Annotated in this window: 21 protein-coding genes; 15 read left to right on the forward strand and 6 right to left on the reverse strand. The window is 66.2% G+C overall.

Annotated elements, in window-relative coordinates; all coding sequences use genetic code 11:
- Window positions 1–11 precede the first annotated feature (11 nt).
- From HALKA_RS0105875 to HALKA_RS0105920, 10 genes are all read left to right on the forward strand, one after another.
- Window positions 12–596 (forward strand): V-type ATP synthase subunit E, encoded by a 585-nt coding sequence (locus HALKA_RS0105875; RefSeq protein ID WP_018257104.1) that lies wholly within the window; start codon window positions 12–14, stop codon window positions 594–596.
- The gene (locus tag HALKA_RS0105880) at window positions 593–1,669 is read left to right on the forward strand and encodes a V-type ATP synthase subunit C (RefSeq protein ID WP_018257105.1); all 1,077 of its coding nucleotides are present in this window, start codon (window positions 593–595) and stop codon (window positions 1,667–1,669) included. Before HALKA_RS0105875 ends, HALKA_RS0105880 begins: the two co-directional genes overlap by 4 nt.
- The gene (locus HALKA_RS0105885) at window positions 1,666–1,989 is read left to right on the forward strand and encodes a V-type ATP synthase subunit F (protein WP_015762247.1); all 324 of its coding nucleotides are present in this window, start codon (window positions 1,666–1,668) and stop codon (window positions 1,987–1,989) included. The genes HALKA_RS0105880 and HALKA_RS0105885 overlap by 4 nt, the downstream gene beginning before the upstream one ends.
- A 1-nt stretch (window position 1,990) precedes the next feature.
- Window positions 1,991–3,751, forward strand: a complete 1,761-nt coding sequence (locus HALKA_RS0105890; RefSeq protein WP_018257106.1) for an ATP synthase subunit A — start codon at window positions 1,991–1,993, stop codon at window positions 3,749–3,751.
- A gap of 2 nt (window positions 3,752–3,753) precedes the next feature.
- Window positions 3,754–5,169, forward strand: a complete 1,416-nt coding sequence (locus tag HALKA_RS0105895) for a V-type ATP synthase subunit B (RefSeq protein WP_018257107.1) — start codon at window positions 3,754–3,756, stop codon at window positions 5,167–5,169.
- A gap of 309 nt (window positions 5,170–5,478) precedes the next feature.
- Entirely contained in the window at window positions 5,479–6,231 is a 753-nt protein-coding gene (locus tag HALKA_RS0105900; protein WP_080505795.1) for a bacteriorhodopsin, read from the forward strand.
- Window positions 6,232–6,380: 149 nt separating this feature from the next.
- Complete coding sequence (locus HALKA_RS0105905; RefSeq protein WP_018257109.1) at window positions 6,381–7,115, forward strand: lycopene cyclase domain-containing protein; 735 nt, start codon at window positions 6,381–6,383, stop codon at window positions 7,113–7,115.
- Window positions 7,085–8,149, forward strand: coding sequence for a Brp/Blh family beta-carotene 15,15'-dioxygenase (locus tag HALKA_RS0105910; RefSeq protein ID WP_245545338.1), 1,065 nt, complete (start codon window positions 7,085–7,087; stop codon window positions 8,147–8,149). Before HALKA_RS0105905 ends, HALKA_RS0105910 begins: the two co-directional genes overlap by 31 nt.
- Window positions 8,150–8,233: 84 nt before the next feature.
- A complete protein-coding gene (locus HALKA_RS0105915) occupies window positions 8,234–8,929 on the forward strand; it encodes a V-type ATP synthase subunit D (RefSeq protein WP_018257111.1) in 696 nt (231 codons plus the stop codon).
- Window positions 8,930–8,989: 60 nt separating this feature from the next.
- Window positions 8,990–9,379, forward strand: coding sequence for a DUF6276 family protein (locus HALKA_RS0105920; protein ID WP_018257112.1), 390 nt, complete (start codon window positions 8,990–8,992; stop codon window positions 9,377–9,379).
- Between the two features lie 295 nt (window positions 9,380–9,674).
- Here the strand turns inward: HALKA_RS0105920 and prf1 are convergent, their stop codons facing one another.
- Window positions 9,675–10,928, reverse strand: coding sequence for a peptide chain release factor aRF-1 (gene prf1 / locus HALKA_RS0105930; protein WP_018257114.1), 1,254 nt, complete (start codon window positions 10,926–10,928; stop codon window positions 9,675–9,677).
- Between the two features lie 111 nt (window positions 10,929–11,039).
- Here prf1 and HALKA_RS0105935 point away from each other — a divergent pair, with 111 nt between their 5' ends.
- Window positions 11,040–11,849 carry a MinD/ParA family ATP-binding protein gene (locus HALKA_RS0105935; RefSeq protein ID WP_018257115.1) on the forward strand — a complete coding sequence of 270 codons (810 nt, stop codon included), beginning with the start codon at window positions 11,040–11,042 and terminating at the stop codon, window positions 11,847–11,849.
- Window positions 11,850–11,867: 18 nt separating this feature from the next.
- On the opposite strand, the gene argS is transcribed toward HALKA_RS0105935, so the two are convergent.
- The 4 genes from argS to pyrH all read right to left on the reverse strand — a co-directional run bounded on the left by argS (window position 11,868) and on the right by pyrH (window position 18,063).
- Window positions 11,868–13,643, reverse strand: coding sequence for an arginine--tRNA ligase (gene argS, locus HALKA_RS0105940; RefSeq protein WP_018257116.1), 1,776 nt, complete (start codon window positions 13,641–13,643; stop codon window positions 11,868–11,870).
- Between the two features lie 85 nt (window positions 13,644–13,728).
- Window positions 13,729–15,492 carry a site-2 protease family protein gene (locus tag HALKA_RS0105945; protein ID WP_018257117.1) on the reverse strand — a complete coding sequence of 588 codons (1,764 nt, stop codon included), beginning with the start codon at window positions 15,490–15,492 and terminating at the stop codon, window positions 13,729–13,731.
- Between the two features lie 40 nt (window positions 15,493–15,532).
- Complete coding sequence (gene lysS / locus HALKA_RS0105950; RefSeq protein WP_018257118.1) at window positions 15,533–17,347, reverse strand: lysine--tRNA ligase; 1,815 nt, start codon at window positions 17,345–17,347, stop codon at window positions 15,533–15,535.
- Window positions 17,344–18,063, reverse strand: coding sequence for a UMP kinase (gene pyrH / locus HALKA_RS0105955; RefSeq protein WP_018257119.1), 720 nt, complete (start codon window positions 18,061–18,063; stop codon window positions 17,344–17,346). Before pyrH ends, lysS begins: the two co-directional genes overlap by 4 nt.
- Before the next feature lie 478 nt (window positions 18,064–18,541).
- On the opposite strand from pyrH, the gene HALKA_RS0105960 reads away from it, so the two are divergent.
- Together HALKA_RS0105960 and HALKA_RS0105965 are read left to right on the forward strand one after the other, a co-directional pair.
- A complete protein-coding gene (locus HALKA_RS0105960) occupies window positions 18,542–18,787 on the forward strand; it encodes a DUF7123 family protein (protein WP_026190181.1) in 246 nt (81 codons plus the stop codon).
- Between the two features lie 115 nt (window positions 18,788–18,902).
- Complete coding sequence (locus tag HALKA_RS0105965) at window positions 18,903–20,048, forward strand: site-2 protease family protein (RefSeq protein ID WP_018257121.1); 1,146 nt, start codon at window positions 18,903–18,905, stop codon at window positions 20,046–20,048.
- Window positions 20,049–20,158: 110 nt separating this feature from the next.
- On the opposite strand, the gene thiL is transcribed toward HALKA_RS0105965, so the two are convergent.
- The gene (gene thiL / locus HALKA_RS0105970; RefSeq protein ID WP_018257122.1) at window positions 20,159–21,025 is read right to left on the reverse strand and encodes a thiamine-phosphate kinase; all 867 of its coding nucleotides are present in this window, start codon (window positions 21,023–21,025) and stop codon (window positions 20,159–20,161) included.
- Window positions 21,026–21,121: 96 nt separating this feature from the next.
- Here thiL and HALKA_RS0105975 point away from each other — a divergent pair, with 96 nt between their 5' ends.
- Entirely contained in the window at window positions 21,122–22,150 is a 1,029-nt protein-coding gene (locus HALKA_RS0105975) for a lysylphosphatidylglycerol synthase transmembrane domain-containing protein (RefSeq protein WP_018257123.1), read from the forward strand.
- 139 nt (window positions 22,151–22,289) lie between these two features.
- Window positions 22,290–22,751, forward strand: coding sequence for a 30S ribosomal protein S19e (locus tag HALKA_RS0105980; protein ID WP_015762266.1), 462 nt, complete (start codon window positions 22,290–22,292; stop codon window positions 22,749–22,751).
- Window positions 22,752–22,881 lie beyond the last annotated feature (130 nt).

The raw sequence follows: 22,881 nt of genomic DNA on the forward strand, positions 1-22,881 counted from the left end.
CAAACCCATTTATGAGTCTTGAAACAGTCGCAGAGGACATCCGAGACGAGGCCCGCGCGCGTGCAGAGGAGATTCGTAGCGACGCCGACGAGCGCGCCGAAGAGATCATCGAGGCGGCCGAGGCCGACGCCGAAGAGATCCGCGAACAGCGACAGGCCGAGGTCGAACGCGAAATCGAGCAGGAGCGAGAGCAGAAACTCTCCAGCGCGAAACTGGAGGCAAAGCAGGAGCGACTCGAGGCTCGCCGCGACGTACTCCAATCGGTCCGCGACAGCGTCGAAGCGGAGATCGCCTCCCTCGAGGGCGATCGGCGAGATGAGCTGACGCGGACGCTGCTCGACGCTGCCACGGCGGAGTTCGACGACGACGCCGGTGTGCAAGTGTACGGGCGAGCCGACGACGCCGACCTGCTGGAGTCGATCCTCGCCGACTACGACGGCTACGAGCTGGCCGGCGAGTACGACTGCCTGGGCGGCGTCGTCGTCGAGAGCGAGAGCTCGCGTATCAGCGTGAACAACACGTTCGACTCCGTTCTCGACGACGTCTGGGAGAACAACCTGCGAGACATCAGTTCACGGCTCTTCGAGGAGCAATGACCGTACGCTTCGAAGAACAGAACTGGGAAAGCGCAAACTACGAGTACGTCATCACGCGTGTCCGCTCTCGTCGGGCGAAGCTGTTCGACGACGACGACTACCGGAAGCTCGTCCGCATGGGTCCCTCCGAGATCTCCCGGTTCATGGAGGAGACGGAGTACGAGACCGAGATGAACGCCCTGGGAGCGCGATACAGCGGCGTCGACCTCGTCGAGTACGCGCTGAACCGGAACCTCGCGAAACACTTCGATGACCTGCTGCGCTGGTCGGACGGGCGACTGTACGACTACGTCGCCCGCTACCTCCGGAAGTTCGACGTGTGGAACGTCAAGACGATCGTCCGGGGGATCTACTCCGGGGCCGACGCCAACGAGGTCGAGGACGACCTGATTCGTGCCGGCGAACTGTCCGAACAGCTGCTCGACCAGCTCGTCGCCGCCGGTTCGATCGAGGAGGTCGTCGAACTCCTCGACGGCACGATCTTCGGCGACGACCTCGCCGAGGCGTACCAGGACTACGAGGACAGCGGCGTGCTCGTCCCGCTGGAGAACGCGCTCGACCGGGCGTTCTACGACGTGTTGCTCTCTGGGCTGCCCACACAGCCCGAAGTCGACTCGCCGACTGGCCTGTACGTCTCCTTTCTCACGGCCGAGATCGACTTCCGGAACCTCCGGAACGCCCTTCGACTCGCTCGCAGCGGGGCGGAGATCGATCCGGCAGAGTACCACATCGAGGGCGGTCGCCTGTTCGACGCCGACGAGATCGGCGCACTCGCAACGAGCACCGACCAGCTCGTCCAGCGGGTTCGTGAGAGCACGTACGGCGACGACCTCGACGCGGCACTCGACACCCTCGAAGCGGCCGACAGCCTCATCGAGTTCGAGCACGCCCTCGACGCGGCGCTGCTCGAGTACTCCGACCAGCTGTCGAACCGCTACCCGCTGTCGGTCTGTCCGGTCCTGTCCTACATCCTCGCCAAGGAGCGCGAGGTCGACAACATCCGAGCGATCGCTCGGGGCCGCGAGGCCGGACTCGACAGCGACGAGATCGAACAGGAGCTGGTGATACTATGAGTCAGGAGATCGGTGTCATCGGCAGTCCCGACTTCACGACGGGGTTCCGGCTGGCCGGCGTACGGAAGTTCGCCGACGTGCCGGACGCCGACAAAGACGAGGAACTCGACGCAGCCGTCGAGGAGATGCTCGACGACGAGGAGATCGGGATCATCGTGATGCACGACGACGACCTTGAGCACCTCTCGCGCGGGGTGCGCAAGGACGCCGAGACGAGCGTCGAACCAGTGATGGTGACACTCGGCGGCGGCACCGGCAGTGGTGGCCTGCGCGACCAGATCAAACGCGCGATCGGAATCGACCTGATGGAGGAAGACTAATATGAGTCAAGCGACAGAATCCGACGTCCGTGAAGACGGCGTCATCGACAGCGTCTCGGGGCCAGTCGTCACGGCGACCGGCCTCGACGCCCGGATGAACGACGTGGTGTACGTCGGTTCGGAAGGGCTGATGGGCGAAGTGATCGAGATCGAAGGCGACATCACCACGATCCAGGTGTACGAGGAGACCTCCGACGTCTCTCCGGGCGAACCGGTCGAAGGGACCGGTTCCCCACTGTCCGTCGACCTGGGTCCGGGGATGCTGGACGCGATCTACGACGGCGTCCAGCGCCCCCTGGACGTTCTCGAAGAGAAGATGGGATCGCCCTACCTCGACCGCGGCGTCGACGCTCCCGGGATCGACTTAGAGAAGACCTGGGAGTTCGAGCCCGAAGTCGAGGCCGGCGACGAGGTTTCCAGCGGCGACATCGTCGGGACCGTCCCCGAGACGCCCAGTATCGACCACAAAGTGATGGTGCCTCCCGACTCCGAGGGCGGCGAAGTCGTCGCCGCCGAGTCGGGTAACTTCACCGTCGAGGAGCCGGTCGTCGAACTCGACACCGGCGAAGAGATCAAGATGCGCCAGGAGTGGCCGGTGCGCCAGCAGCGTCCCTCCGAGGAGAAGCAGACGCCGACCACGCCGCTGATCTCCGGCCAGCGAGTGCTCGACGGGCTGTTCCCCATCGCGAAGGGCGGGACGGCCGCGATTCCCGGTCCTTTCGGGTCCGGAAAGACGGTCACCCAGCACCAGCTCGCCAAGTGGGCCGACGCGGACATCGTCGTCTACGTCGGCTGTGGCGAGCGTGGCAACGAGATGACGGAAGTGATCGAGGACTTCCCCGAACTGGAGGACCCGACCACCGGCAACGCGCTGATGGACCGGACCTGCCTCATCGCGAACACCTCGAACATGCCCGTCGCGGCGCGTGAATCCTGCGTCTATACGGGAATCACGATCGCGGAGTACTTCCGTGACATGGGCTACGACGTGGCACTGATGGCCGACTCCACCTCCCGGTGGGCCGAGGCCATGCGGGAGATTTCCTCCCGCCTCGAAGAGATGCCCGGCGAAGAGGGGTACCCGGCCTATCTCGCCGCGCGCCTCTCGGAGTTCTACGAGCGGGCCGGCTACTTCCAGAACATCAACGGCTCCGAAGGGTCGGTCTCCGTCATCGGGGCGGTCTCGCCGCCGGGCGGGGACTTCTCCGAGCCGGTCACCCAGAACACGCTGCGTATCGTCAAGACGTTCTGGGCGCTGGACGCGGACCTGGCGGAACGTCGCCACTTCCCGTCGATCAACTGGAACGAGTCGTACTCCCTCTATCGCGACCAGCTCGACCCGTGGTTCGTCGAGAACGTCCGCGACGACTGGCCCGAGAAGCGCCAGTGGGGCATCGACACCCTCGACGAGGAAGCGGAACTCCAGGAGATCGTCCAGCTCGTCGGGAAGGACGCGCTGCCGGAAGACCAGCAGCTCACGCTGGAAGTCGCACGCTACCTGCGTGAGGCGTGGCTCCAGCAGAACGCGTTCCACCCGACGGACACCTACTGTGAGCCCGAGAAGACCTACCGCGTCCTCGACGCCATCAAGACGTACAACGACGAGGCGTTCGACGCGCTCGACGCTGGCGTCCCGGTCGAGGAGCTGACGGATCTCGAGACCGTCCCGCGGCTCAACCGGATCGGTGTCCAGGAGGAGTACAACGAGTACATCGACGAACTCGAAGCGGACATCGAGAGCGAAATTCAGGAGCTGTACTAACGATGAAGAAAGAATACGAGACAATTACGGAGATCAGCGGCCCGCTGGTGTTCGCGGAAATCGACGAGCCGGTCGGCTACGACGAGATCGTCGAGATCGACACCGGCGACGGCGACGTTCGCCGCGGCCAGGTGCTGGAATCGACGAGCGACTACGTCGCGATCCAGGTCTTCGAGGGAACGACGGGGATCGATCGAAACTCCTCCGTTCGCTTCCTCGGCGAGACGATGAAGATGAAGCTCACCGAGGACCTGCTGGGGCGTGTCCTCAGCGGTTCCGGTGACCCGATCGACGGTGGTCCCGAGATCGAACCGGACGAGCGCCGTGACATCGTCGGCAAGGCGATCAACCCCTACTCCCGGGAGTACCCCGAGGAGTTCATCCAGACCGGCGTCTCCGGTATCGACGGGATGAACACTCTCGTTCGCGGTCAGAAACTGCCGATCTTCTCGGCGTCGGGGCTACCCCACAACGATCTGGCACTCCAGATCGCCCGTCAGGCCAGCGTCCCGGAAGAGGAGGAAGGCGACGACGACGAGGGGTCGGAGTTCGCAGTGATCTTCGGGGCGATGGGGATCACCCAGGAAGAGGCAAACGAGTTCATGGACGACTTCGAGCGCACCGGCGCACTCGAACGCTCCGTCGTCTTCATGAACCTCGCAGACGACCCGGCCGTCGAGCGAACGCTCACCCCGCGGCTGGCACTGACGACCGCGGAGTACCTCGCCTTCGACAAGGGGTATCACGTGCTCGTGATCCTCACGGACATGACCAACTACTGTGAGGCACTGCGCGAGATCGGTGCCGCACGAGAAGAGGTCCCGGGTCGTCGTGGCTACCCCGGATACATGTACACCGACCTGGCACAGCTCTACGAGCGCGCGGGTCGAATCGAGGGTCGCGAGGGCTCTGTCACCCAGATCCCGATCCTGACGATGCCGGGCGACGACGACACGCACCCGATCCCGGACCTGACCGGCTACATCACGGAGGGCCAGATCTACATCGATCGGGACCTCAACAGCCAGGGAATCGAACCGCCGATCAACGTCCTGCCGAGCCTCTCGCGGCTGATGGACGACGGGATCGGCGAGGGACTGACCCGTGCCGACCACGCGGACGTGAAAGACCAGATCTTCGCCGCCTACGCGGAAGGTGAGGACCTGCGCGACCTCGTCAACATCGTCGGCCGCGAGGCGCTGTCGGACCTGGACAACAAGTACCTCGACTTCGCAGACCGGTTCGAGACGGAGTTCGTCGATCAGGGGATCGACACCGATCGCTCCATCGACGAGACGCTCGAACTCGGCTGGGACCTCCTCTCGATGCTCCCAAAGGACGCACTCAACCGTATCGACGAAGACCTGATCGAGGAGCACTACCGCGAAGACGAGACCCAGGAAGTCACTGCGGACTGACGCCCCGCTTCCGTCTATTTTTTGCCAGTCGTGATCGGGTCGCCAGCGGCCGCACTTTCTCGGTGCGACTGTCTCGGCGAGCCCCGTTCGAGCGCCGAATGGTCGTCTTCGGAGAGGACGGCGAGTCCCACCGCTATCCTGTGGTTTCCCTTTCGGCAGATTTTGCCGTGCGGACGAAGCCGCTCTCCCCGGTGTCTGTGTCTGGTTCGCGTCTCCTCGTCGGACTTGGGCAGGTGTACCAATCCCTGTTGGCATGGGCTGTTTAAGTGCCGGGCCGTTATTACAATACGAACCATGTTACAGTCTGGCATGAGTACGTACGTACCGGGCGGCGAAAGCATATTCCTGTGGGTCGGAACGGCAGGAATGTTCCTGGGGATGTTGTACTTCATCGCCCGGGGCTGGAGTGTCTCCGACCAGCGTCGTCAGAAGTTCTACATCGCGACGATCATGATCGCCGCGATCGCCTTCGTGAACTACCTCTCGATGGCACTGGGTTTCGGTGTCACGACCATCGAACTCGGCGGCGAGGAACGGGCGATCTACTGGGCGAGATACACCGACTGGCTGTTCACGACGCCGTTGCTGCTGTACGACCTCGCCCTGCTGGCGGGGGCCGACCGGAACGCGATCTACTCGCTGGTCGGTCTGGACGTGCTGATGATCGGTACCGGCGCGCTCGCGACGCTGTCGGCGGGTTCGGGCGTCCTCCCGGCGGGTGCCGAACGCCTCGTCTGGTGGGGTATCAGCACCGGCTTCCTGCTGGTCCTGCTGTACTTCCTGTTCAGCAACCTCACCGACCGAGCGAGCGAACTCTCGGGTGACTTGCAGTCGAAGTTCTCGACGCTGCGCAACCTGGTGCTGGTCCTGTGGCTCGTGTACCCCGTCCTGTGGTTGGTCGGGACCGAGGGCCTCGGACTCGTCGGCCTCCCGATCGAGACGGCCGCGTTCATGGTGCTCGACCTGACCGCCAAGATCGGCTTCGGGATCATCCTGCTCCAGAGTCACGCGGTCCTCGACGAGGGCCAGCCCGCGTCGGAAGGCGCAGCCGTCGCCGACTGATCGCGGCTCCCCTCTCGCCACTCCAGTCGAAACACTCTGGGCGATCTGCCCGATAGTGTGACCGAGCGGACCGCGGTCGCCACGGCGGTCCGCCGACGCACCGCCGGCACAGCCCCGTCCAACTACAGCCGTATTTCAGTACGTCACCAATGGCCGCTTTCACATACGTCCAATTTCACGCGCTGTTCGTCCTCCCGGCGCTCGCGGTGCTCGTGGGGGTAGCGGGGATTCGCTCGCGCGCGACCCGAAGCGAGGTCCGCCCCCTCGCCGTCGCAGTCATCGTCGCAGTAGCGATGCTGTACACCGTGCCCTGGGACAACTACCTCATCCTGCGGGGCGTCTGGTCGTACGGCACCGACAGCGTCGCGGCCGTCATCTGGCACGCGCCCATCGAGGAGTACCTGTTTATCCTCTTGCAGCCACTGGTCGCCGCGCTGTGGCTGCACGTGATCTCGCCGGGGATGCCGGCGAACGACGAGACGACGGTCTCCGCTCGTGATCGGGTGGTCGGGGCTGCGGGGGGAGCGCTCGTCGGTCTCGTCGGCGTGGCTCTCCTCACGAGCGACGCGACCTTCTACCTCGGTGCGATCGTCGCCTGGAGCGGCCCGGTACTCGCGCTCCAGTGGGCCGTCGGATGGCCGTACCTCCTCGCTCGGGGACAGACGCTCGTCGTAGCCGTCTTCGCGCCGACGGCGTACCTCTGGATCGCGGATCGCGTCGCCCTGGAGTCGGGCATCTGGATCCTCTCGGAGCAGTACACGACGGGGCTGGCCGTCCTCGGCCTGCCACTCGAAGAGGCCGCGTTCTTCCTCGTGACAAACGTCTTCGTCGTACAGGGGTTGCTGTTGTACCCGTGGGTGATCGACCGATGGCGGTCGAAGTAACCGCCGATCGGGACCGACGGCTGCGGTCGGGCCGTCGACGCCTCGCTCGCTGGACCTTTCTGCCGGCCTGGCTGCTGCTCGGCGCTGTCACGGTCGCACACGTCCTGGGCGTGTCGACCGCCGTTCCGGTTCGCTACGGCGTCTTGCTGGTGACGCTGCTCTGCTTCGGGCTGCCACACGGCGCTGCCGACCACCACTCGGTCGCACGAACGCTCGGCGTCGATCTCACGCCTCGGTTCCTCGTGGCGTTCTGTGCGGGGTATCTCGGACTCGCAGTGCTGTACACCGCCGTCTGGTTTCTCGCACCGGCCCTCGCGTTCGTCGCGTTCGTCGCCCTGACGTGGTTTCACTGGGGACAGGGCGACGTGTATCCGCTGGCGACACTCGCCGACGGTCGCCATCTCGACAATCGAGTCGTCGCGGCGCTGACGGTAATCGTCCGCGGCGGCCTCCCGATGTTGGTCCCGCTGGTCTTCTTTCCGGACCGATACGCCGCCGTCGCCCGGACGGTCGTCTCGCTGTTCGACCCCGGTCGGGTCGGGTCGCTCGCGCCGCTGTTCACCCAGGAGGCGCGTCTCGCCGCCGGGGTCGGATTCGCCGCCATCACGGTGGTGACGCTGGCAGCCGGGCTCGCAGTGGCCGGCCCGAGACGCGTCTGGCTCCTCGACGCCGCCGAGACGGCGCTACTGTGGGGATTTTTCGCCGTCGTTCCGCCGGTCCTCGCGATCGGGGTCTACTTCGCCCTGTGGCACTCGGTACGCCACATCGCTCGACTGACCGAACTCGACGGAGTCGCGCTGGCGGCACTGGATCGCGGTGCCGTCGCCCGTGTGGTCGGTCGCTTCACGCGAGACGCGCTGCCGGCGACGGTCGGTGCAGTCGTCCTGTTTGGCGGCCTCGCACTGGCCGTTCCGACGGCGGTGGCCGGCGTCTCCGAGGTCGGCGGGCTCTATCTCGTCTTGCTCGCAGTGCTGACCCTACCCCACGTCGTCGTCGTCACATGGCTCGACGTGCGACAGGGAATTTGGGGGTAACGACCGCGTCACGACGGCGATTGGCATCGTCTCGGTCGTGGAATCTGTAAAAGGTTATCCGACTGGGCCCGTAACGCCCCGGTAATGGCCAAGGACGTCAAACCCACCCGGAAAGAGCTGATGCGGATCGAGGATCGCATCGACCTCTCGGAACGGGGCCACGACACGCTGGAGAAGAAACGCGACGGCCTCATCATGGAGTTCATGGACATCCTCGACCAGGCACAGGACGTTCGATCCGACCTCGACGACTCCTACGATCGCGCCCAACACGCGATCAACATGGCCCGGGCGATGGACGGCGACGTGGCCGTCCGCGGTGCCGCGGCCGCACTGAAGGAGCACCCGGAACTGACGACCCAGTCCAAGAACATCATGGGCGTCGTCGTCCCCCAGATCGAGTCCAGCAAGGTCCGCAAGTCCCTCGACGAGCGTGGATACGGCGTCATGGGCACGTCGGCCCGGATCGACGAGGCCGCCGACGCCTACGAGGAACTCATCGAGAACATCATCCTCGCGGCCGAGGTCGAGACCGCGATGAAGAAGATGCTCGAAGAGATCGAGACCACCAAACGCCGCGTCAACGCGCTGGAGTTCAAGCTGCTGCCCGATCTGTACGACAACAAGGAGTACATCGAGCAGAAACTCGAAGAACAGGAGCGCGAAGAGATCTTCCGCATGAAGAAGATCAAGAACAAGAAAGAGGAAGAGGAGGCTGCCGCCCGCGAGGAAGAGAACGCGGAAGCCGAAGAGGCCGCCGCCGTCACCGCCGACGACTGACCGGCGTCGACGCCGCTTTTCGCCGCCGAGCTTTTGCCCGTGTCACGTCCACGTCAGTACATGGACTGTCCCGAGTGTGGCCACGAGACTGTCGTCTTCGCCGTCGATCCCGAACTCCGGGCATACCTCCCCGGCGATGAACCGGGCGCGTCGCTGTGCCCGCGGTGTCTGTCCGTCCGTCCCGCCGTGGACCCGCCCGCCGGCGAACCTGACTTTTCGCCCCTCGGCGATGCGTTCCCCGACGGCGGGGCCGCCGTCCCGATGGCGCTGTTGCTCGGCCTGCTCTCCTCGCTGGCGCTGTATCGCGACGAGATCGCCGCGCTGCTGGAGCGTGTCGAGCGTGCCGGTACCGATCCACTGCTGGTGATCGATAGACTCGACGCCGACTCCGGGATCGAGAGCGAGGTCGACCTCGGCCGTCGTCGCCACCAGCTCGAACAACTGCTGTGACGATCTCGCGGGGATCGTCGGCAGAACCAAACTAGTAAGGTATCGGTTCTTTATATGTATGGGCTATACAACCATGTGCGGCATCAGGACGTGGACGTTCCAGTCCACGACGCCACAGCGGTGTTGTGCCCACTCACCATCCCCACCCCACCACAACATCATCCTTCCCATGCCACCTTGGACGTGCCGCACCCGGTCGTCCTGTCCCGGGCGACCGTGCCTCTGACTTTCGGACGGTTCACACGAAGCGCCAGCCATCGCTTCCCGTCCGTCTTCGCACCGAAAAACGCGTCCGTTAGACGCCGGTCGAGTAGCGCAGGAGTCCGGCGACGCCGCCGAAGGCCGACAGGAGCTGTTCGCCCTTCTCGAAGTCCGTCGAGATGAACAGCGTCTCGGTTCCGCGCTGCTGGGCGATCTCCATGAGGTGGTCGATCGCGTCCTCGCGTTCGGCCTCCTCGACGGGGACGGTCTCGCTACACCGCGAGCAGTCGTGGTCGTCGATCGACGCCGACCGGTCGACCATCTCGTACTCGTCGTGGCCGTTCTCACAGGTGTAGGTGAGCACGTCCTTCCGGAGGTCCTCGGAGATGAGCAGGCGGTCGACCGATCCCATGATGAGGTTCTCGCGGGTCGGTCCGAAGCCGTAGGTCGCCAGATCGCCGTCGTGGAGCTCCTTGAAGAACTCCTCCATTGCCTCCTTGTCCTGGAGGATCTCGTGTTCGGCCAGCACCTCGCTCGCGGCGTCGACGAGATCGTACAGTCCGGACTCGTCGGTGTAGGCCACGTCGAACTTCCCGAGGACGTTGTCGCCGAGTTCGTGGTGGAGGTAGTCGCCGTCGAGGAACTCGTCTTTGGTCGGGGAGGGACCGCCCACGAGGATACCGTTCATCTCGTGGCGACGCGAGACGAACAGGTCGTTGGCCATCTCGGCGACCTCCTGATAGAAGTTGTCGATGGCCTCCAGGCGCAGCCGTGCGAACCGCTGTGCGGACTGACCACCTTTCCGCTGCTTGCCCGGGACCAGCGACGAGGCGGACTTGACGGGTTCGACGCGCTTGCCCTTGAGCCAGCCGACGTTTGCCTCGCGGCGGTCGAGGACGATCAGGCCGAACAGTCCCTTGTCGGCCAACATCTCTTCCAGTGGCTCGGTCAGGAAACCCGAGTCACAGTGGTAGCGAAACGACTCGATGGGGTCGGGCGGACTCTCCAGGACCTCCGTGACCATCTCGGTGCGTCCGCCACTGGAGTCGACCGCACCGGAGAACAGGACCATCCCGTTCTCGGGCGGCGCGTTCCCGTAGTAGCGAAGCCGGTCTTTGATGCTGGTCAGGGCGTCCTGGACGTTGGTCCGGGTCTGCTTTGACTTGATGTTGGACGCTTCGGAGTGTTCCTGTGTGACGTGGGCGACGACGTCGCTGATCTGCTTGTCCTCTGGCACGTAGATCGTCACCAGTTGCGTCCCGGATCCGTCGTACCCCTTGAGCTTCTCGATGACCTTCTTGAACTCGTATTTTTGTTTGTCGGATTGCTCCTGCTCGGACTCGCTCATTGGGTCAACGTTGGCTGAGCGCGGGTAAGTAACTGTTGACAGCGAGAGCCGTCGATCACGTGTGACGGGCGGCTTTATATGATAGCCAACCTTGGGCTACGGTATCTAACTATGGCGGGCTACGTGTGTACCATCGCGGGTGGCAAAGGCGGGGTCGGCAAGACCACGACGGCGGTCAACGTCGGAGCCGCCCTCCAGGAGGCAGGCCACGACGTCGTCGTGGTCGACGCGGACCTCGGGATGGCGAATCTCGGATCGATGCTCGGCATCGAGCATCGCGCATCTCTCCACGAAATTCTCGCCGGGGACGCGGCGGTCAGTGACGCCCTGACCGACGCACCGGGCGGACTGACGATCATCCCCGGCGAGCAGTCCCTGGAGGCGTTCGCGGACGCCGATCCGGCGAAGCTGCGCAAGGTGATCAAGACGCTGCGCAACGCCTACGACGTGGTCCTGATCGACACCGGTGCGGGGCTGAGCCACGAGGTCGCCGTTCCGCTCGGCCTGGCCGACGGCATCCTGCTCGTGACGACACCGGACGACGTGGCCGTCGGTGACACGGTGAAGACGGCCCAGCTGGCCGACCGCATCGACGGGGACGTGGTCGGCGTGGTCGTCAACCGCGTCACCAGACACACGGACATCGCCGAGATCTCCGAACGGCTCGGCTTCGAGTTGCTGGCGGTCATCCCCGACGACCAGGAGGCCACCGCCGTCGAGCCCCTCGTGCTCAACGCCCCCGACAGTCGCGCGGCGAGCGCGTTCGATCAGCTGTCCGAGTCGATGGCGGCGATGTTCTTTCGGGGCGAGCGGGCGGCCGACCTCGAGACCGTTCTCGAAGAGACGTGGTTCGTCGACGAGAGCGGCGACGACGAGGAAGAGGAGGACGAATCCGGCGGCGTCTTCGGTCTGTTCAGCTGATTTTCCGGCCGATCGCGCTCACATCGAACGGGGAGCCGCGACGCCGATGGCGTCTAACGCGTTCGCGATCGCGTGTCTGGCCGCATCGACGAGCGCGAGGCGCGCCCGCTTGGTGTCCGGATCGGCGTCCAGTACCGGACACTCTCGGTAAAAAGTGTTGAACTGCTCGGCGAGCGTGCGAGTGTAGGTCGCGACGACGTGGGGGCGGTGTTCGTCGGCGGCCCGCTCGATCACGGCGGGGAACCGCGCGATCTCTCGCAGGAGGTCCCGTTCGGCGTCGGTCGCCAGCGGGGCCGCGTCGAGATCTCCGGCCGTCGAGTCGGGCTCTCGCTCTTTGCCCTCCTCCACAGCGTGTCCCGCCTCGCTGCGGATGCCACAGCACCGCGCGTGGACGTACTGGACGTACGGTGCCGACTGCGCCTCGAAGTCGAGCGCGCGGTCCCACTCGAAGGTGATCCCCTTCGTCGGCTGTTTGGAGACGATGTCGTACCGGACCGCGCCGATGCCGACCTGGTGGGCGATCCGTTCGACATCCGTCTCGTCGAGGTCGTCGTCGCGGCTGCGGGTGTCGATTCGGCTCTCCACTTCCTCGCGCGCACGATCGATCGATTCGTCCAGCAGGTCGTCGAGATCGATCCCGGTTCCCTCGCGGGTACTCATGCCGCCCTCGGGGAGGTTCACCCACGAGTAGAACACCTGGCTGAGCTGGTCGGTGTCGTGGCCGAGCAGGTCCAGCGTGGTGTCGAGCTGGTCGGCCTGGAGCTTGTGGTCTTCCCCGAGCACCGTCACCGCCCGGTCGTAGGTGTCGAACTTCCACTCGTGGTGGGCCAGGTCCCGCGTGGTGTACAGCGAGGTCCCGTCCGAGCGCAGGAAGACGAGGTTCTTTTCGAAGCCGGGCAGATCGAGCTGCCAGGCGTCTTCTTCGTACACCGCCTGGTCGAGGGCTTTGAGCCGGTCGACGAGGTCCTCGGTCGCGTCGTTGCGCATGAACCGCGTCTCTTTGACGAACTCGTCGAACTCGGCCGGGAGCCGACCGAGCGTCTCGCTCATCCCGCCCAGCACGGTGTCGACGACCTCGCCGACCCGTTCGTAGGCGTCTTCGTCGCCCGCCTCCAGGCCCTGGAGGATCGCCCGGATCTCGCTTTCGGCGTCCTCGACGCGGTCGGCGTCGGCCTCTTCGAGGAAGCTGTTGCCCTTCCGGTAGTACCGGACCATCTCGTACTCCGGCGAGTCCCGTTCGGGCTCCGGGAGGTCGTCCTCGTCGAAGGTCTCGTAGGCCCAGGTGAACACCGCCATCTGGCGGCCGGCGTCGTTGACGTAGTAGTGGCGGTCCACGTCGTAGCCGGCGTAGTCGAGCACGCGAGCCAGCGCGTCGCCGATGATCGGATTGCGGGCCCGGCCCACGTGGACCGGCCCCGTCGGGTTCGCCGACGTGTGCTCGACGACGACGCTCGTGTCGCGATCCGGGAGCTGCCCGTAGTCCTCGGCCTGTGCGGCCGCCAGCGTCTCGCCGAAGTAGGCGTCGCTGGGCAGGAAGTTGACGTACGGGCCTCGCTGTTCGACGCTGTCGACGTAGGTCAGGTCGCCGGGGTCGATCGCTGCGGCGATGTCGGCGGCGACTGCCGGCGGTGGCGCACCGACCTCGCCCGCGAGCCGAAACGCCGCACTGGACGCGAGCACGGCCGCCACGTCTTCGGGCGGTTCCTCGATACCGAGGTCCTCACTGGGGAGATCGAGCGCCTCCAGCGCGGCTTCGAGCGCCGTCTCGACCTCCGAGCGGGTCTGGCGGAACATACCGGGCCTTTCCCAGCGGTCCGTTTAGCATTGACGAAGTGTCTCGATCGCCGGGCCGAGCGAACCCGACCCGCCGACGGGCGGGCTACCCGAGCAGCTGCGGGACCGCGATGATGAAGACGAAACTCCCGATCATCGTCAGCGAGACGCCGTAGGTGATCGCTTTCACGAGGGATTCGCGGCGCTCGATCGGGAGGCGAGCGGCGATCGACTCCGAACACACGCGCAGGATGTGGCCGCCGTCGAGGGGGTAGGTCGGGACGAGGTTGAACTGGCCGACGACGAGGTTGAGCCACCCGGTCCAGAACAGGAGATTCGCGACGACGAAGGCTCCGTCAGTCCCCAGCGCGCTCAGAGGCCCCGAGACCGTGTAGAAGTTCGCGGCGATCCCGGTGAAGCCGGGGAAGTTGTAGCTGAGTCCCTCGACGATCGACGCGAAGGGCAGCGCCAGCGCCAGTCCGATCCGCTGGAGGAACGGAGTCGACTCGAAGGGCTGCTGGCCGGGCACGTCACCGCCAAGCATCGCGAGGAACCGCTCGGCCGGGTACGTCTCGATGCCGAAGTCGCCCACCGAGAGCCCGCTGGTCCCGCGCGCGACGTAGTCGACGCCGATCCCCGGATCGCTCTGGCTCGCTTCCGCGAGCGTGATCTCGTAGCTCTCGCGCTGGCCGTCGACGTAGCCCGCGAGCCGGATCGTCTCGCCGGGTTCGCGCTGGCCGACAGCGCTCACCAGATCGGCCGCCGTCGCGGTCCGCTGGCCGTCGACGGCCGTCACGACGAACGACTCGCCTGCGGGTGCGCCCTCGGCTTCGAGCGGACCGTCTTCGGCGACGACGGTGTAGCCGCCGATCGCCGTCTCGACGGTCTCGCCGTTGTCCAGCGTGAGCCGTGCGATCGGCTTGTCTTCGACGGCGTCGTTGAACGCGGTCGTCGTGTTCACCGCGGTCCCGTTGACCGCGACGATGGTCCGGTTGGTCTGGACCGGTGCGCCGGACACCGCTCCGACGACGACCACCGCGCGGTCGACGGTCGTGACCGTTCCGTTCTGGAGCGTGACATCGACCGTGCCACCGGCCTCGTCGAGGCGCTGTTGCATCTCCGTGGCGTTTGCGACCGACTGACCGTCGATCCCGGTGATGACAGACCCGCTCTCGATGCCGGCCTGGTCTGCCGGCACGCCGGGGAGCGTCCCGCCGACGTGGACGCCGTCGACGACGCCGAAGCCGGCGATCACCGGCCCGAACAGGAGCGCCAGACAGAGCAGGCTCACCGCGAAGTTGTTCGTCACGCCCGCGACGTACATCCGGATCTGCTTGCCCCGGTCCGAGAGGCTGACGCCCTCTTCGTTCGGTTCGACGAACGCGCCCAGCGGCACGATCGTGAGGAGCGCCAGCCCCATCGACTCGATCTCGATGTCGCCGACCCGACACAGCAGCGCGTGCCCGCCCTCGTGGACGACCAGCGCCACCACGAGACCGGCGACGATCTCGCCGGCCACCGACAGCGGGAGGAAGTCGTTGACGCCCGGAATGACGAGGACGTTTCGCGGTTCGGTGACGGCACTCGGAGCCGGATCTCGCGCTGCGAGGACGGCCGCCAACACGACGTAGAAGAACGAACCGACCATGACGACCAGTCCGACGCCGACGCCGACGTTGCCCCACGCTCGCCACGCCCGTTTCGGCGTCGCGAGCCAGTCGACGAACCGCCGGCCACGCTTCGTGTGGAGGGTCGCGATCGGGCCCGAGAGGTGGACGTACTCCGGGAGCAGGCCCCAGGTTCGCAGGAGCATCCCGAGAATAGAGTAGGCGACCACTCCGACGAGGACCCACGTGAACGTACTGACCATTCGAGCGGATACAGGAACCACCCGGCAAAGAGCGTTTGGTCTACCGATTCCGACGGAACCGCTCGACGACGAACTCCCGGTCGAGCTTCGCGACGAAGGGACCGAGCTGTGGCCCCTGGGTTTCGTCGAAGAGGAGCCGGTAGCCGGCGCTGAAGAAGTCGCTGATAGGCACGCCGTGGCGCTTTGCGGTCTCGTAGATCTCGCCCTGAATCGTCTCGCCGTCGTGGCCCTCGGCGACGAAGTCTGCCAGCTCGTCCAGTGCGGCCTCGGTGGCCTCGTCGAAGTCGGTTTCGGGCAGTGTGGCGCGTTTGAGCTCGTAGTTGAACTCGTTGTCCGTCCGGCGGGCCCACTCGCTGGCCAGATCGACCCGCTCCATCGCGGTCTCGACGGCCCACTCGGGGGTGTCGTCGGCGAGATGGCCCTCCTTGCGGGCCACGTCCGTTCGCAATTCGGGGTCGTCGAACATCCCGAGCACCGCGGCGAAGGTGTAGGGAATGCGGATCCGATCCGCGTACCGCTCTTCGAGGAGTCCGTCGACGGTCTCGCGGGCCGTCCGGTCGTTTGCGACCGACCGCCACGCTCCCTCGCCGAACTCGTCGTCGAAGCGGTCGGCGACGGTCGGCCTGATCGAGGGCGGGTAGGCCCGCTCGCCGAGCGCTTCCTCTCGGTCGGTCCCGCTCTCTTCCCCGAAGTAGAGCCGTTCGGTTCGGTCGAAGTCGTCGACCAGCTGGTCGAGGCGCTCGATGCTGAAGTCCCGTGCCTTGCTGGGATCTTTCGAGAAGAAGTAGCGGACGACCGCCGGCTCCAGCAGCTCCAGGACGTCGTGGACCATCACCACGTGGCCCTCGGAGGAGGAGAACGGCTCGCCGTCGAGCGTGAACCACTCGTAGACCATCGGGACGGGGGGATCGATCTCGAAGACGTTCTCCGCGATGTCGACGCCGGAGGGCCAGGACCCCTCGGCGTGGTCCTTCCCGAACGGCTCGAAGTCGACGCCCAGCACGTCCCAGCCCGCGGGCCACTCGAAGCGCCAGGGCAGTTTCCCCTCGCGTAGCGTCGCGGTCCCCTCGTGCCCACACCCATCGATGACCTGATCGCCCGCCTCCATGTCCGTACAGCGGTACTCGACGGTGCCGGCGTCCGTATCGACGGCCGTGACGGTCTCGGTGACCTTGCCACACTCTCCGCAGATCGGATTGAACGGGACGTAGTCCGCGTCGACCTTGTCCTGGTACTCGCCAAGCACGTCCCGCGCCCGGTCCTGGTTGTCGAGGACGTAGCGGGTCAGTTCCTCGAAGGAACCGTCTTCGTAGAGCTCCGTCGTCGAGACGATCTCGATGTCGACGCCGAGCAGCTCCGCACAGTCGGCGATCAGGTTCGAGAAGTGCTCGCCGTAGGAGTCACAGCAGCCGAAGGGGTCCGGTACGTCCGTGTAGGGACGCCCGAGGTTCTGCCCGAGCGCCCCGGCGTTGACCGCGCCGAGATCGACGATGTTGCCGTCGAGATCGGCGAGCTTGCGGGGGAGCTTCCGGAGCGGGTCCCGGTCGTCGGTGGTGAACACCTGCTGGACCTCGTACCCGCGCTCTCGAAGGGACTCGGCGACGAAGTAGCCCCGCATGATCTCGTTGACGTTGCCCAGGTGGGGCACGCCGGAGGGCGAGATCGCGCCCTTGATGACGACCGGCTCGGTGGGCTCTCGGGCCTCGATCTCGTCGGCGACGGCGTCCGCCCAGAACACCGCCCGGTCGTCGGGGCCCCTTTCGCCGTCGTGATCGCCCAGCGCGTAGGGGTCTCGCGTGCGCTCGGCGCTCTCTGCCGTCTGTCCAGTGTCGTCCCCCGAATCGCTCTCGCTCATGCTCGATCCCACGCCGTCGGAGCGACACCGAGATTCTCGGGCACTACGTCGGTGCCGTCGTGTTCGCCCGTCTCGACGGCGCGTCGAACCGCCGTCGGGTCGGTGCCGTCGAGGACGATCGACCGGAGCCCGGCCCGCTCGATGATCTTCGCCGCCAGCAGGTCGACCGGCGCGTTGCTCCCGGCGTTCATCTCGATGCCGGCGATCAGGTCGACGAGTTCGCCGGCAGCGATCTCCTCGTAGCGCTCGGCGTCGTCGTCCTCGTTGGGGTCGGCACTGAACACGCCCGGAACGCTGGTCGCGTACACGAGCAGATCCGCGCCGACGTGTTCCGCGAGTGCGGCGCTGACGGCGTCGGTGGTCTGGCCGGCGACGGTCCCACCCATGACGGGAACGTCGCCCCGTCTGAGAGCCGCCCGTCCCTCGTCGTAGCTCTCGACCGGTGCCGGCGCGGCCGCCTCGCCCAGCGCGGCGATCAGGAGCCGGCTGTTGAGCCGCGTGACGGCGATCCCGAGCTGGTCGAGCTCGATCTCGTTGGCCCCGAGGTCCCGCGCCGTCGTGATGTACTCCCGCGCCGTGGGGCCGCCACCGACGACGATCCCGATCTCGTGTCCCGCTTCGTCGAGTGTCTCGATGACGCGAGCGTACTCGCCGATCCGATCCGGTTCCAGATTGGGGGCGAGGACGCTCCCGCCGACGGAGACAACTACTTTCATCGTGCCTGCGTAACCCCGATGCAGGCTTAAGGGTTGTCAAGACGCCTGACACCGTCGGCGTCCATCTGTGAACGATTTCGCTACCCCGGGGGCGAAGCTCTTCATACTGCCGGCTGTACGTCTGTACAGAATTTCGCGACCCCGTAGTCGCGAATATCTTGAAACAGTTACGGCCGGCAGTATCACGAAGTTCCAGCCAGCGGTCAGACGCGTGTCAGACACGCTCCCGAAATGCGGCAAGAAGCTCTTATTTTTGAGCGGGAACGACTGGCTGAACGCATATTATTTCATTTTCTATGTCTTGGATATTATATTGGGCGAAACGCGCTCAGAACCGTCCGTAAAACGTCTCGAAGGATTTGGGGCGCTCGTAAAAGGTCTGTTTTTCGGCGCTTCACGCTGAAAGTGGTCGAATCGTCCCGAAGCTTCCCGCCTTTATATACTCCTACGGGGGGTACAAGCGAGTGAGGTTACAAAGATGAGCACAACTGTGCAGCCCTCCACGGACGAGCTGAGCAAGGAAGAGCGTCTGGCTGCCTTCCTCAAAGAGAAGGCCAACAACGGTGAACTCTACTTCAAGAGCAAGTTCATCGCAGACGAAGTCGGTCTCTCGCCCAAAGAGATCGGCGCGCTCATGGTCAAGCTGAAGGAGTCGGCGTCCGAGATCGAGGTCGAGAAGTGGTCGTACACGAGCGCGACGACGTGGCGCGTCGAGCCCGTCTAGTCGGTCTCCCGGTTCCCGCAACTCGCAGGACGTTCCGACTGCGTTCTTCTGCTCGTTCCCGACGGCGTGGTCCCCGTCCGGGGTTTTATGCTCGCGCGACAGCTAGTAGCGCGTGATGGATCGGACCGACTCGCCGACGACCGCACCGTCGGTCGAGGACCTCGCGTCCGTCTTTCAGGTCTACCAGGTCCGCCGCGACGGGGACCGGCTCCTCTACGTCGGACGGCCCCGCGTCCAGCCAGACGCCGTCGAGCGACGGCTCTGGGACCGGTTTCGCGAGTCGGGCTACGAGATCTCGCTGGAGCGAGAGTACGACACCGACGCCGACACGCCGATGCCGACCCACGGCTGGGTCCTCGTGGCCCGTCCCCACTCCGTCGGGATCGACGGGATCCCCTGGACGAACATCCTCCTGGCGCTGTTGACCACCGCGTCGACGCTGCTGGTCGGTGCCGTCCAGTGGTACCACGTCGACCTCGGCGCGAACCCGCTCGGGGTCTTCCGCGCCTGGCCGTTCGTGGCGGCCGTCCTCGGCGTCCTCGCGGTCCACGAGCTGGGACACTACGTCGCGAGCCGGTACCACGGCGTCGACGCGAGCCTCCCCTACTTCATCCCGTTCCCGACGCTGATCGGGACGATGGGTGCGGTCATCCGCATGAAAGGACGGATCCCCGACCGCAAGGCGCTGTTCGACATCGGAGCGTCCGGACCGCTGGCGGGCCTCGTCGCGACGGTCATCGTCTCGGCGATCGGGCTCCAGCTCGACCCCGTCGTCACGCAGGAGGCGATCGCCACCGGCTCCGACGCGCCGGTCGTCCGCTTTCACAACCCGCTCCTGCTGGAGCTGATCGCCGCCGCCACCGGTACACTGGAGACGCTTCGCTCCGGGACGATCCACCCGGTCGTCTTCGGCGGGTGGGTCGGGATGTTCATCACGTTCCTGAACCTCCTGCCGGTCGGCCAACTCGACGGCGGCCACATCGTCCGGGCGCTGTACGGCGAGCGCCAGGAGACGATCGCCGCTGCCGTTCCCGCGGCGCTGTTCGGGTTGGCTGGCTACCTCTACTTCCTGCAGGACGTGACTAACGCCGTCGGTATCTGGGTCATGTGGGGGCTGCTGGCGACGGGACTCGCCTACGCCGGCCCGGCGACCCCAATCAGGGACTCGCCGCTCGACTCCAAGCGGACGCTGCTCGGCGTCTTCACGTTCGTCCTGGGAATCCTCTGTTTCACGCCGGTGCCGTTCGAACTGGTGACGTGACCGCCAGGAGCGGCTCCGATTAACCGTATCATACGGAAAGTTGTAGTCGCGTACCGGTGAGCGTCGCCACGGGGTGAACGCCCACCGGTACATTCCCACAACCGTCCGTATCAGTGGCTGTACCCCCGGTCGGGGAGTGGTTCGCCGTCGAGAGTCACTCCGGCTTCGGTGACGGTGCCGATCGGCGTGAGCGGACAGGGCGTCGCGGCCCCAGCCCGTTCGACCTCGTCTTCGGGCACCGTGCAAACGAGTTCGAAGTCCTCGCCGAAGAACGCCCCCAGTTCGAGGCGTTCGTCGCGCCCGTCGGCCACGTCGTCGACGCTGTCGTCGATCGGCAACGGGGTCTCGACGGCCATCCCGCAGTCCGACGCCCCGGCGAGCTGGTGGAGCGATCGGGCCAGCCCGTCGCTGGAGTCCATCATGGCCGTCGCGATACCGGACAGCGCCGTTCCGGCCGCGACACGTGGCTCGAAGCGAAACAGCTCGTTGGCCGGCTCGTCGTCGCCGCGCTCGAACAGCCGGAGCCCAGCGCCACTCCGACCGAGCGTGCCGGTGACACAGACCACGTCGCCGACGGTCGCCCCGGAGCGCAACACCGGCTCGTCCGTCCGGCCGAGCCCGGTCGTCGCGACCGTGAACTCGTCGTGGCCGTCGAGGTCGCCCCCGACGTACTCGGCTCCGACCGCCTCACACACCTCGCTGGCACCCTCGACGAACGCGGTCAGCGCGTCGGCCTCGAACGTCGGCGCGCCGTACACCGCCACGGCCGCGGTCGCGTCGGCACCCATCGCCGCCACGTCCGACAGCGAGGCACCGACGGCGCGCCAGCCGGCGGTGTAGCGGGTCGTCCCGTCGGGGAAGTCCGTCGTCTCGTGGAGCATGTCGGTCGTCAGCACCTGGCCGTCGACGACGGCACAGTCGTCGCCCGCCCCCGGCAACCGTGTGCCGATCATCGCGAGTGCCGCGCGTTCGTCCATGGCTGTGTCTGGCCGGCCAGCCACAAAAACCGTCGCAGTCCCGCCTTCGGCCACCGGTATCGGTGATTTGAAACGCGAGCCGCTTCTCGCCTCGGTATGGCCGATCGCCTCCCGACGATCGTCGGGTTCGCCGGCACGCTCGTCGTCCTCGGCGCGCTCGTCTGGTTCGTCGGCGCTGGCGACATCCTCGCCGCGCTCTCGCGAGCCGACCGGTCGGTGCTCGCCGCCGTGGTCGCCGTCGCCGTCCTCTGGCTCTGTCTCTGGGGGATGGCGCTCAAGACCGTCCTCGACTCGCTGGGCGCGCCGGTGGCGTCTCACACCGCGATTCTCGTCTTCTCGGCGGCGGTGTTCTCGAACAACGTCACGCCCTTCGGGCAGGCCGGCGGCGAGCCGGTCAGTGCGCTTCTCATCTCCGAGGCCGCCGACACCGAGTACGAGACCGGGCTCGCTGCCATCGCCAGCGTCGACACGCTTCACTTCGTGCCCTCGATCGGCTTCGCCGTCGGCGCGTTCACCTTCGTCGCCGCCGGCGCGGTACAGCTGGGGCGCAATCTGCTGTTCGCCGCTGGCGCGATCGCGACGCTCGCCGTCGGGCTGCCGACCGCTGCCTATCTGGGGTGGCGCTACCGGTACGAACTCGAAGCGGCCGTCGTCCGGTCTCTCACCTCCGTCGCCCGCACGGTCGGCCGCGTCGTCCCTCGCTGGACGCCCCCGTCACCAGCGGCGCTCGAACACCGCATCGAGGGCTTCTTTACCTCGATCGACCGCATCGCTGCGGATCGACGAGCGCTCCTCGTCGCGACCGGCTTTTCGGCGGCGGGATGGCTCGCGCTCGGCGTCGCGCTGTGGCTGTCGCTGTACGCGCTCGGCGAGCCGGTCGAGTTCTCCTCGGTGATGCTGGCGATTCCGGTCGCGATGGTCGCCGGCATCGCCCCGCTGCCCGGCGGGTCGGGCGCTATCGAGTCGGTGCTGGCGACGCTGCTGGTCGCGACGACCGGCGTTCCCTCCGCGGTCGCGCTGTCCGCCGCGCTCCTCTACCGGGGCGCGACCTACTGGCTGCCCATCCTCGTCGGCGGCGGCGTCACCAGTTTCCTCGGTGCCGATCGGGCCGCTGGCGACGGATAGTCGCGCTCCGCCTCTCCCGTGTGCCATCGTGTGTGATTCCCCGGAGAGCGTCGCCACACGCCGTGTGGCGACATCTCGCACGGGCCGCGGTCGATAGTAAACGATGGCCTTAAATGACGCCGACGGGAACCAGAGTGCAATGACGACGCTCTACGACGTGCCCGCGGACGAGCTCATCGAGGCCGCCGCGGTCGAGCTCGCCGAGGAGGACGCCATCGACGCGCCCGACTGGGCCGAGTTCACCAAGACCGGGAAAGATCGCGAACTGCCGCCCGAACAGGACGACTTCTGGCAGCGCCGAGCCGCAAGCGTCCTCCGGAAGGTCGCCACCGACGGCCCCGTCGGCGTCGGGACGCTCCGAACCGCCTACGGTACCTCGAAGAAGGGAACCAACCGCTATCAGGTCCGTCCCCACCAGAAGGCCGACGCCTCCGGCAACATCATCCGTACGATCCTCCAGCAGCTCGAAGAGGTCGGCTACGTCGAAGCCGCCGGTGGCGAGGGCCGCCGCGTCTCCGCCGACGGCCGCGCGTTCCTCGACGAACTCGCCGGTGAGGTCCTCGAAGACCTCGACCGCCCCGAACTCGAACGCTACGCCTGAACCTTTTTTCGCTGCGGGTTCGCGCGAAGCGCACCCCGCTTGCAAAAACGTCGATGAAAAAGGCCGAAATCGCTGTCGGCGATTCCGGTGAATCGCGCGAACTGCCGGGTTCTTCGAACCGTTCGTTCGC

The organism is Halomicrobium katesii DSM 19301, from assembly GCF_000379085.1.
Taxonomy (GTDB): Archaea; Halobacteriota; Halobacteria; order Halobacteriales; family Haloarculaceae; genus Halomicrobium; species Halomicrobium katesii.

Bases quoted from the DNA above. Each gene is read 5' to 3' on its own strand.
- HALKA_RS0105875 (WP_018257104.1), top strand. From the start codon at position 12: ATGAGTCTTGAAACAGTCGCAGAGGACATCCGAGACGAGGCCCGCGCG.
- HALKA_RS0105880 (WP_018257105.1), top strand. From the start codon at position 593: ATGACCGTACGCTTCGAAGAACAGAACTGGGAAAGCGCAAACTACGAG.
- HALKA_RS0105885 (WP_015762247.1), top strand. From the start codon at position 1,666: ATGAGTCAGGAGATCGGTGTCATCGGCAGTCCCGACTTCACGACGGGG.
- HALKA_RS0105890 (WP_018257106.1), top strand. From the start codon at position 1,991: ATGAGTCAAGCGACAGAATCCGACGTCCGTGAAGACGGCGTCATCGAC.
- HALKA_RS0105895 (WP_018257107.1), top strand. From the start codon at position 3,754: ATGAAGAAAGAATACGAGACAATTACGGAGATCAGCGGCCCGCTGGTG.
- HALKA_RS0105900 (WP_080505795.1), top strand. From the start codon at position 5,479: ATGAGTACGTACGTACCGGGCGGCGAAAGCATATTCCTGTGGGTCGGA.
- HALKA_RS0105905 (WP_018257109.1), top strand. From the start codon at position 6,381: ATGGCCGCTTTCACATACGTCCAATTTCACGCGCTGTTCGTCCTCCCG.
- HALKA_RS0105915 (WP_018257111.1), top strand. From the start codon at position 8,234: ATGGCCAAGGACGTCAAACCCACCCGGAAAGAGCTGATGCGGATCGAG.
- HALKA_RS0105920 (WP_018257112.1), top strand. From the start codon at position 8,990: ATGGACTGTCCCGAGTGTGGCCACGAGACTGTCGTCTTCGCCGTCGAT.
- prf1 (WP_018257114.1), bottom strand. From the start codon at position 10,928: ATGAGCGAGTCCGAGCAGGAGCAATCCGACAAACAAAAATACGAGTTC.
- HALKA_RS0105935 (WP_018257115.1), top strand. From the start codon at position 11,040: ATGGCGGGCTACGTGTGTACCATCGCGGGTGGCAAAGGCGGGGTCGGC.
- argS (WP_018257116.1), bottom strand. From the start codon at position 13,643: ATGTTCCGCCAGACCCGCTCGGAGGTCGAGACGGCGCTCGAAGCCGCG.
- HALKA_RS0105945 (WP_018257117.1), bottom strand. From the start codon at position 15,492: ATGGTCAGTACGTTCACGTGGGTCCTCGTCGGAGTGGTCGCCTACTCT.
- lysS (WP_018257118.1), bottom strand. From the start codon at position 17,347: ATGAGCGAGAGCGATTCGGGGGACGACACTGGACAGACGGCAGAGAGC.
- pyrH (WP_018257119.1), bottom strand. From the start codon at position 18,063: ATGAAAGTAGTTGTCTCCGTCGGCGGGAGCGTCCTCGCCCCCAATCTG.
- HALKA_RS0105960 (WP_026190181.1), top strand. From the start codon at position 18,542: ATGAGCACAACTGTGCAGCCCTCCACGGACGAGCTGAGCAAGGAAGAG.
- HALKA_RS0105965 (WP_018257121.1), top strand. From the start codon at position 18,903: ATGGATCGGACCGACTCGCCGACGACCGCACCGTCGGTCGAGGACCTC.
- thiL (WP_018257122.1), bottom strand. From the start codon at position 21,025: ATGGACGAACGCGCGGCACTCGCGATGATCGGCACACGGTTGCCGGGG.
- HALKA_RS0105975 (WP_018257123.1), top strand. From the start codon at position 21,122: ATGGCCGATCGCCTCCCGACGATCGTCGGGTTCGCCGGCACGCTCGTC.
- HALKA_RS0105980 (WP_015762266.1), top strand. From the start codon at position 22,290: ATGACGACGCTCTACGACGTGCCCGCGGACGAGCTCATCGAGGCCGCC.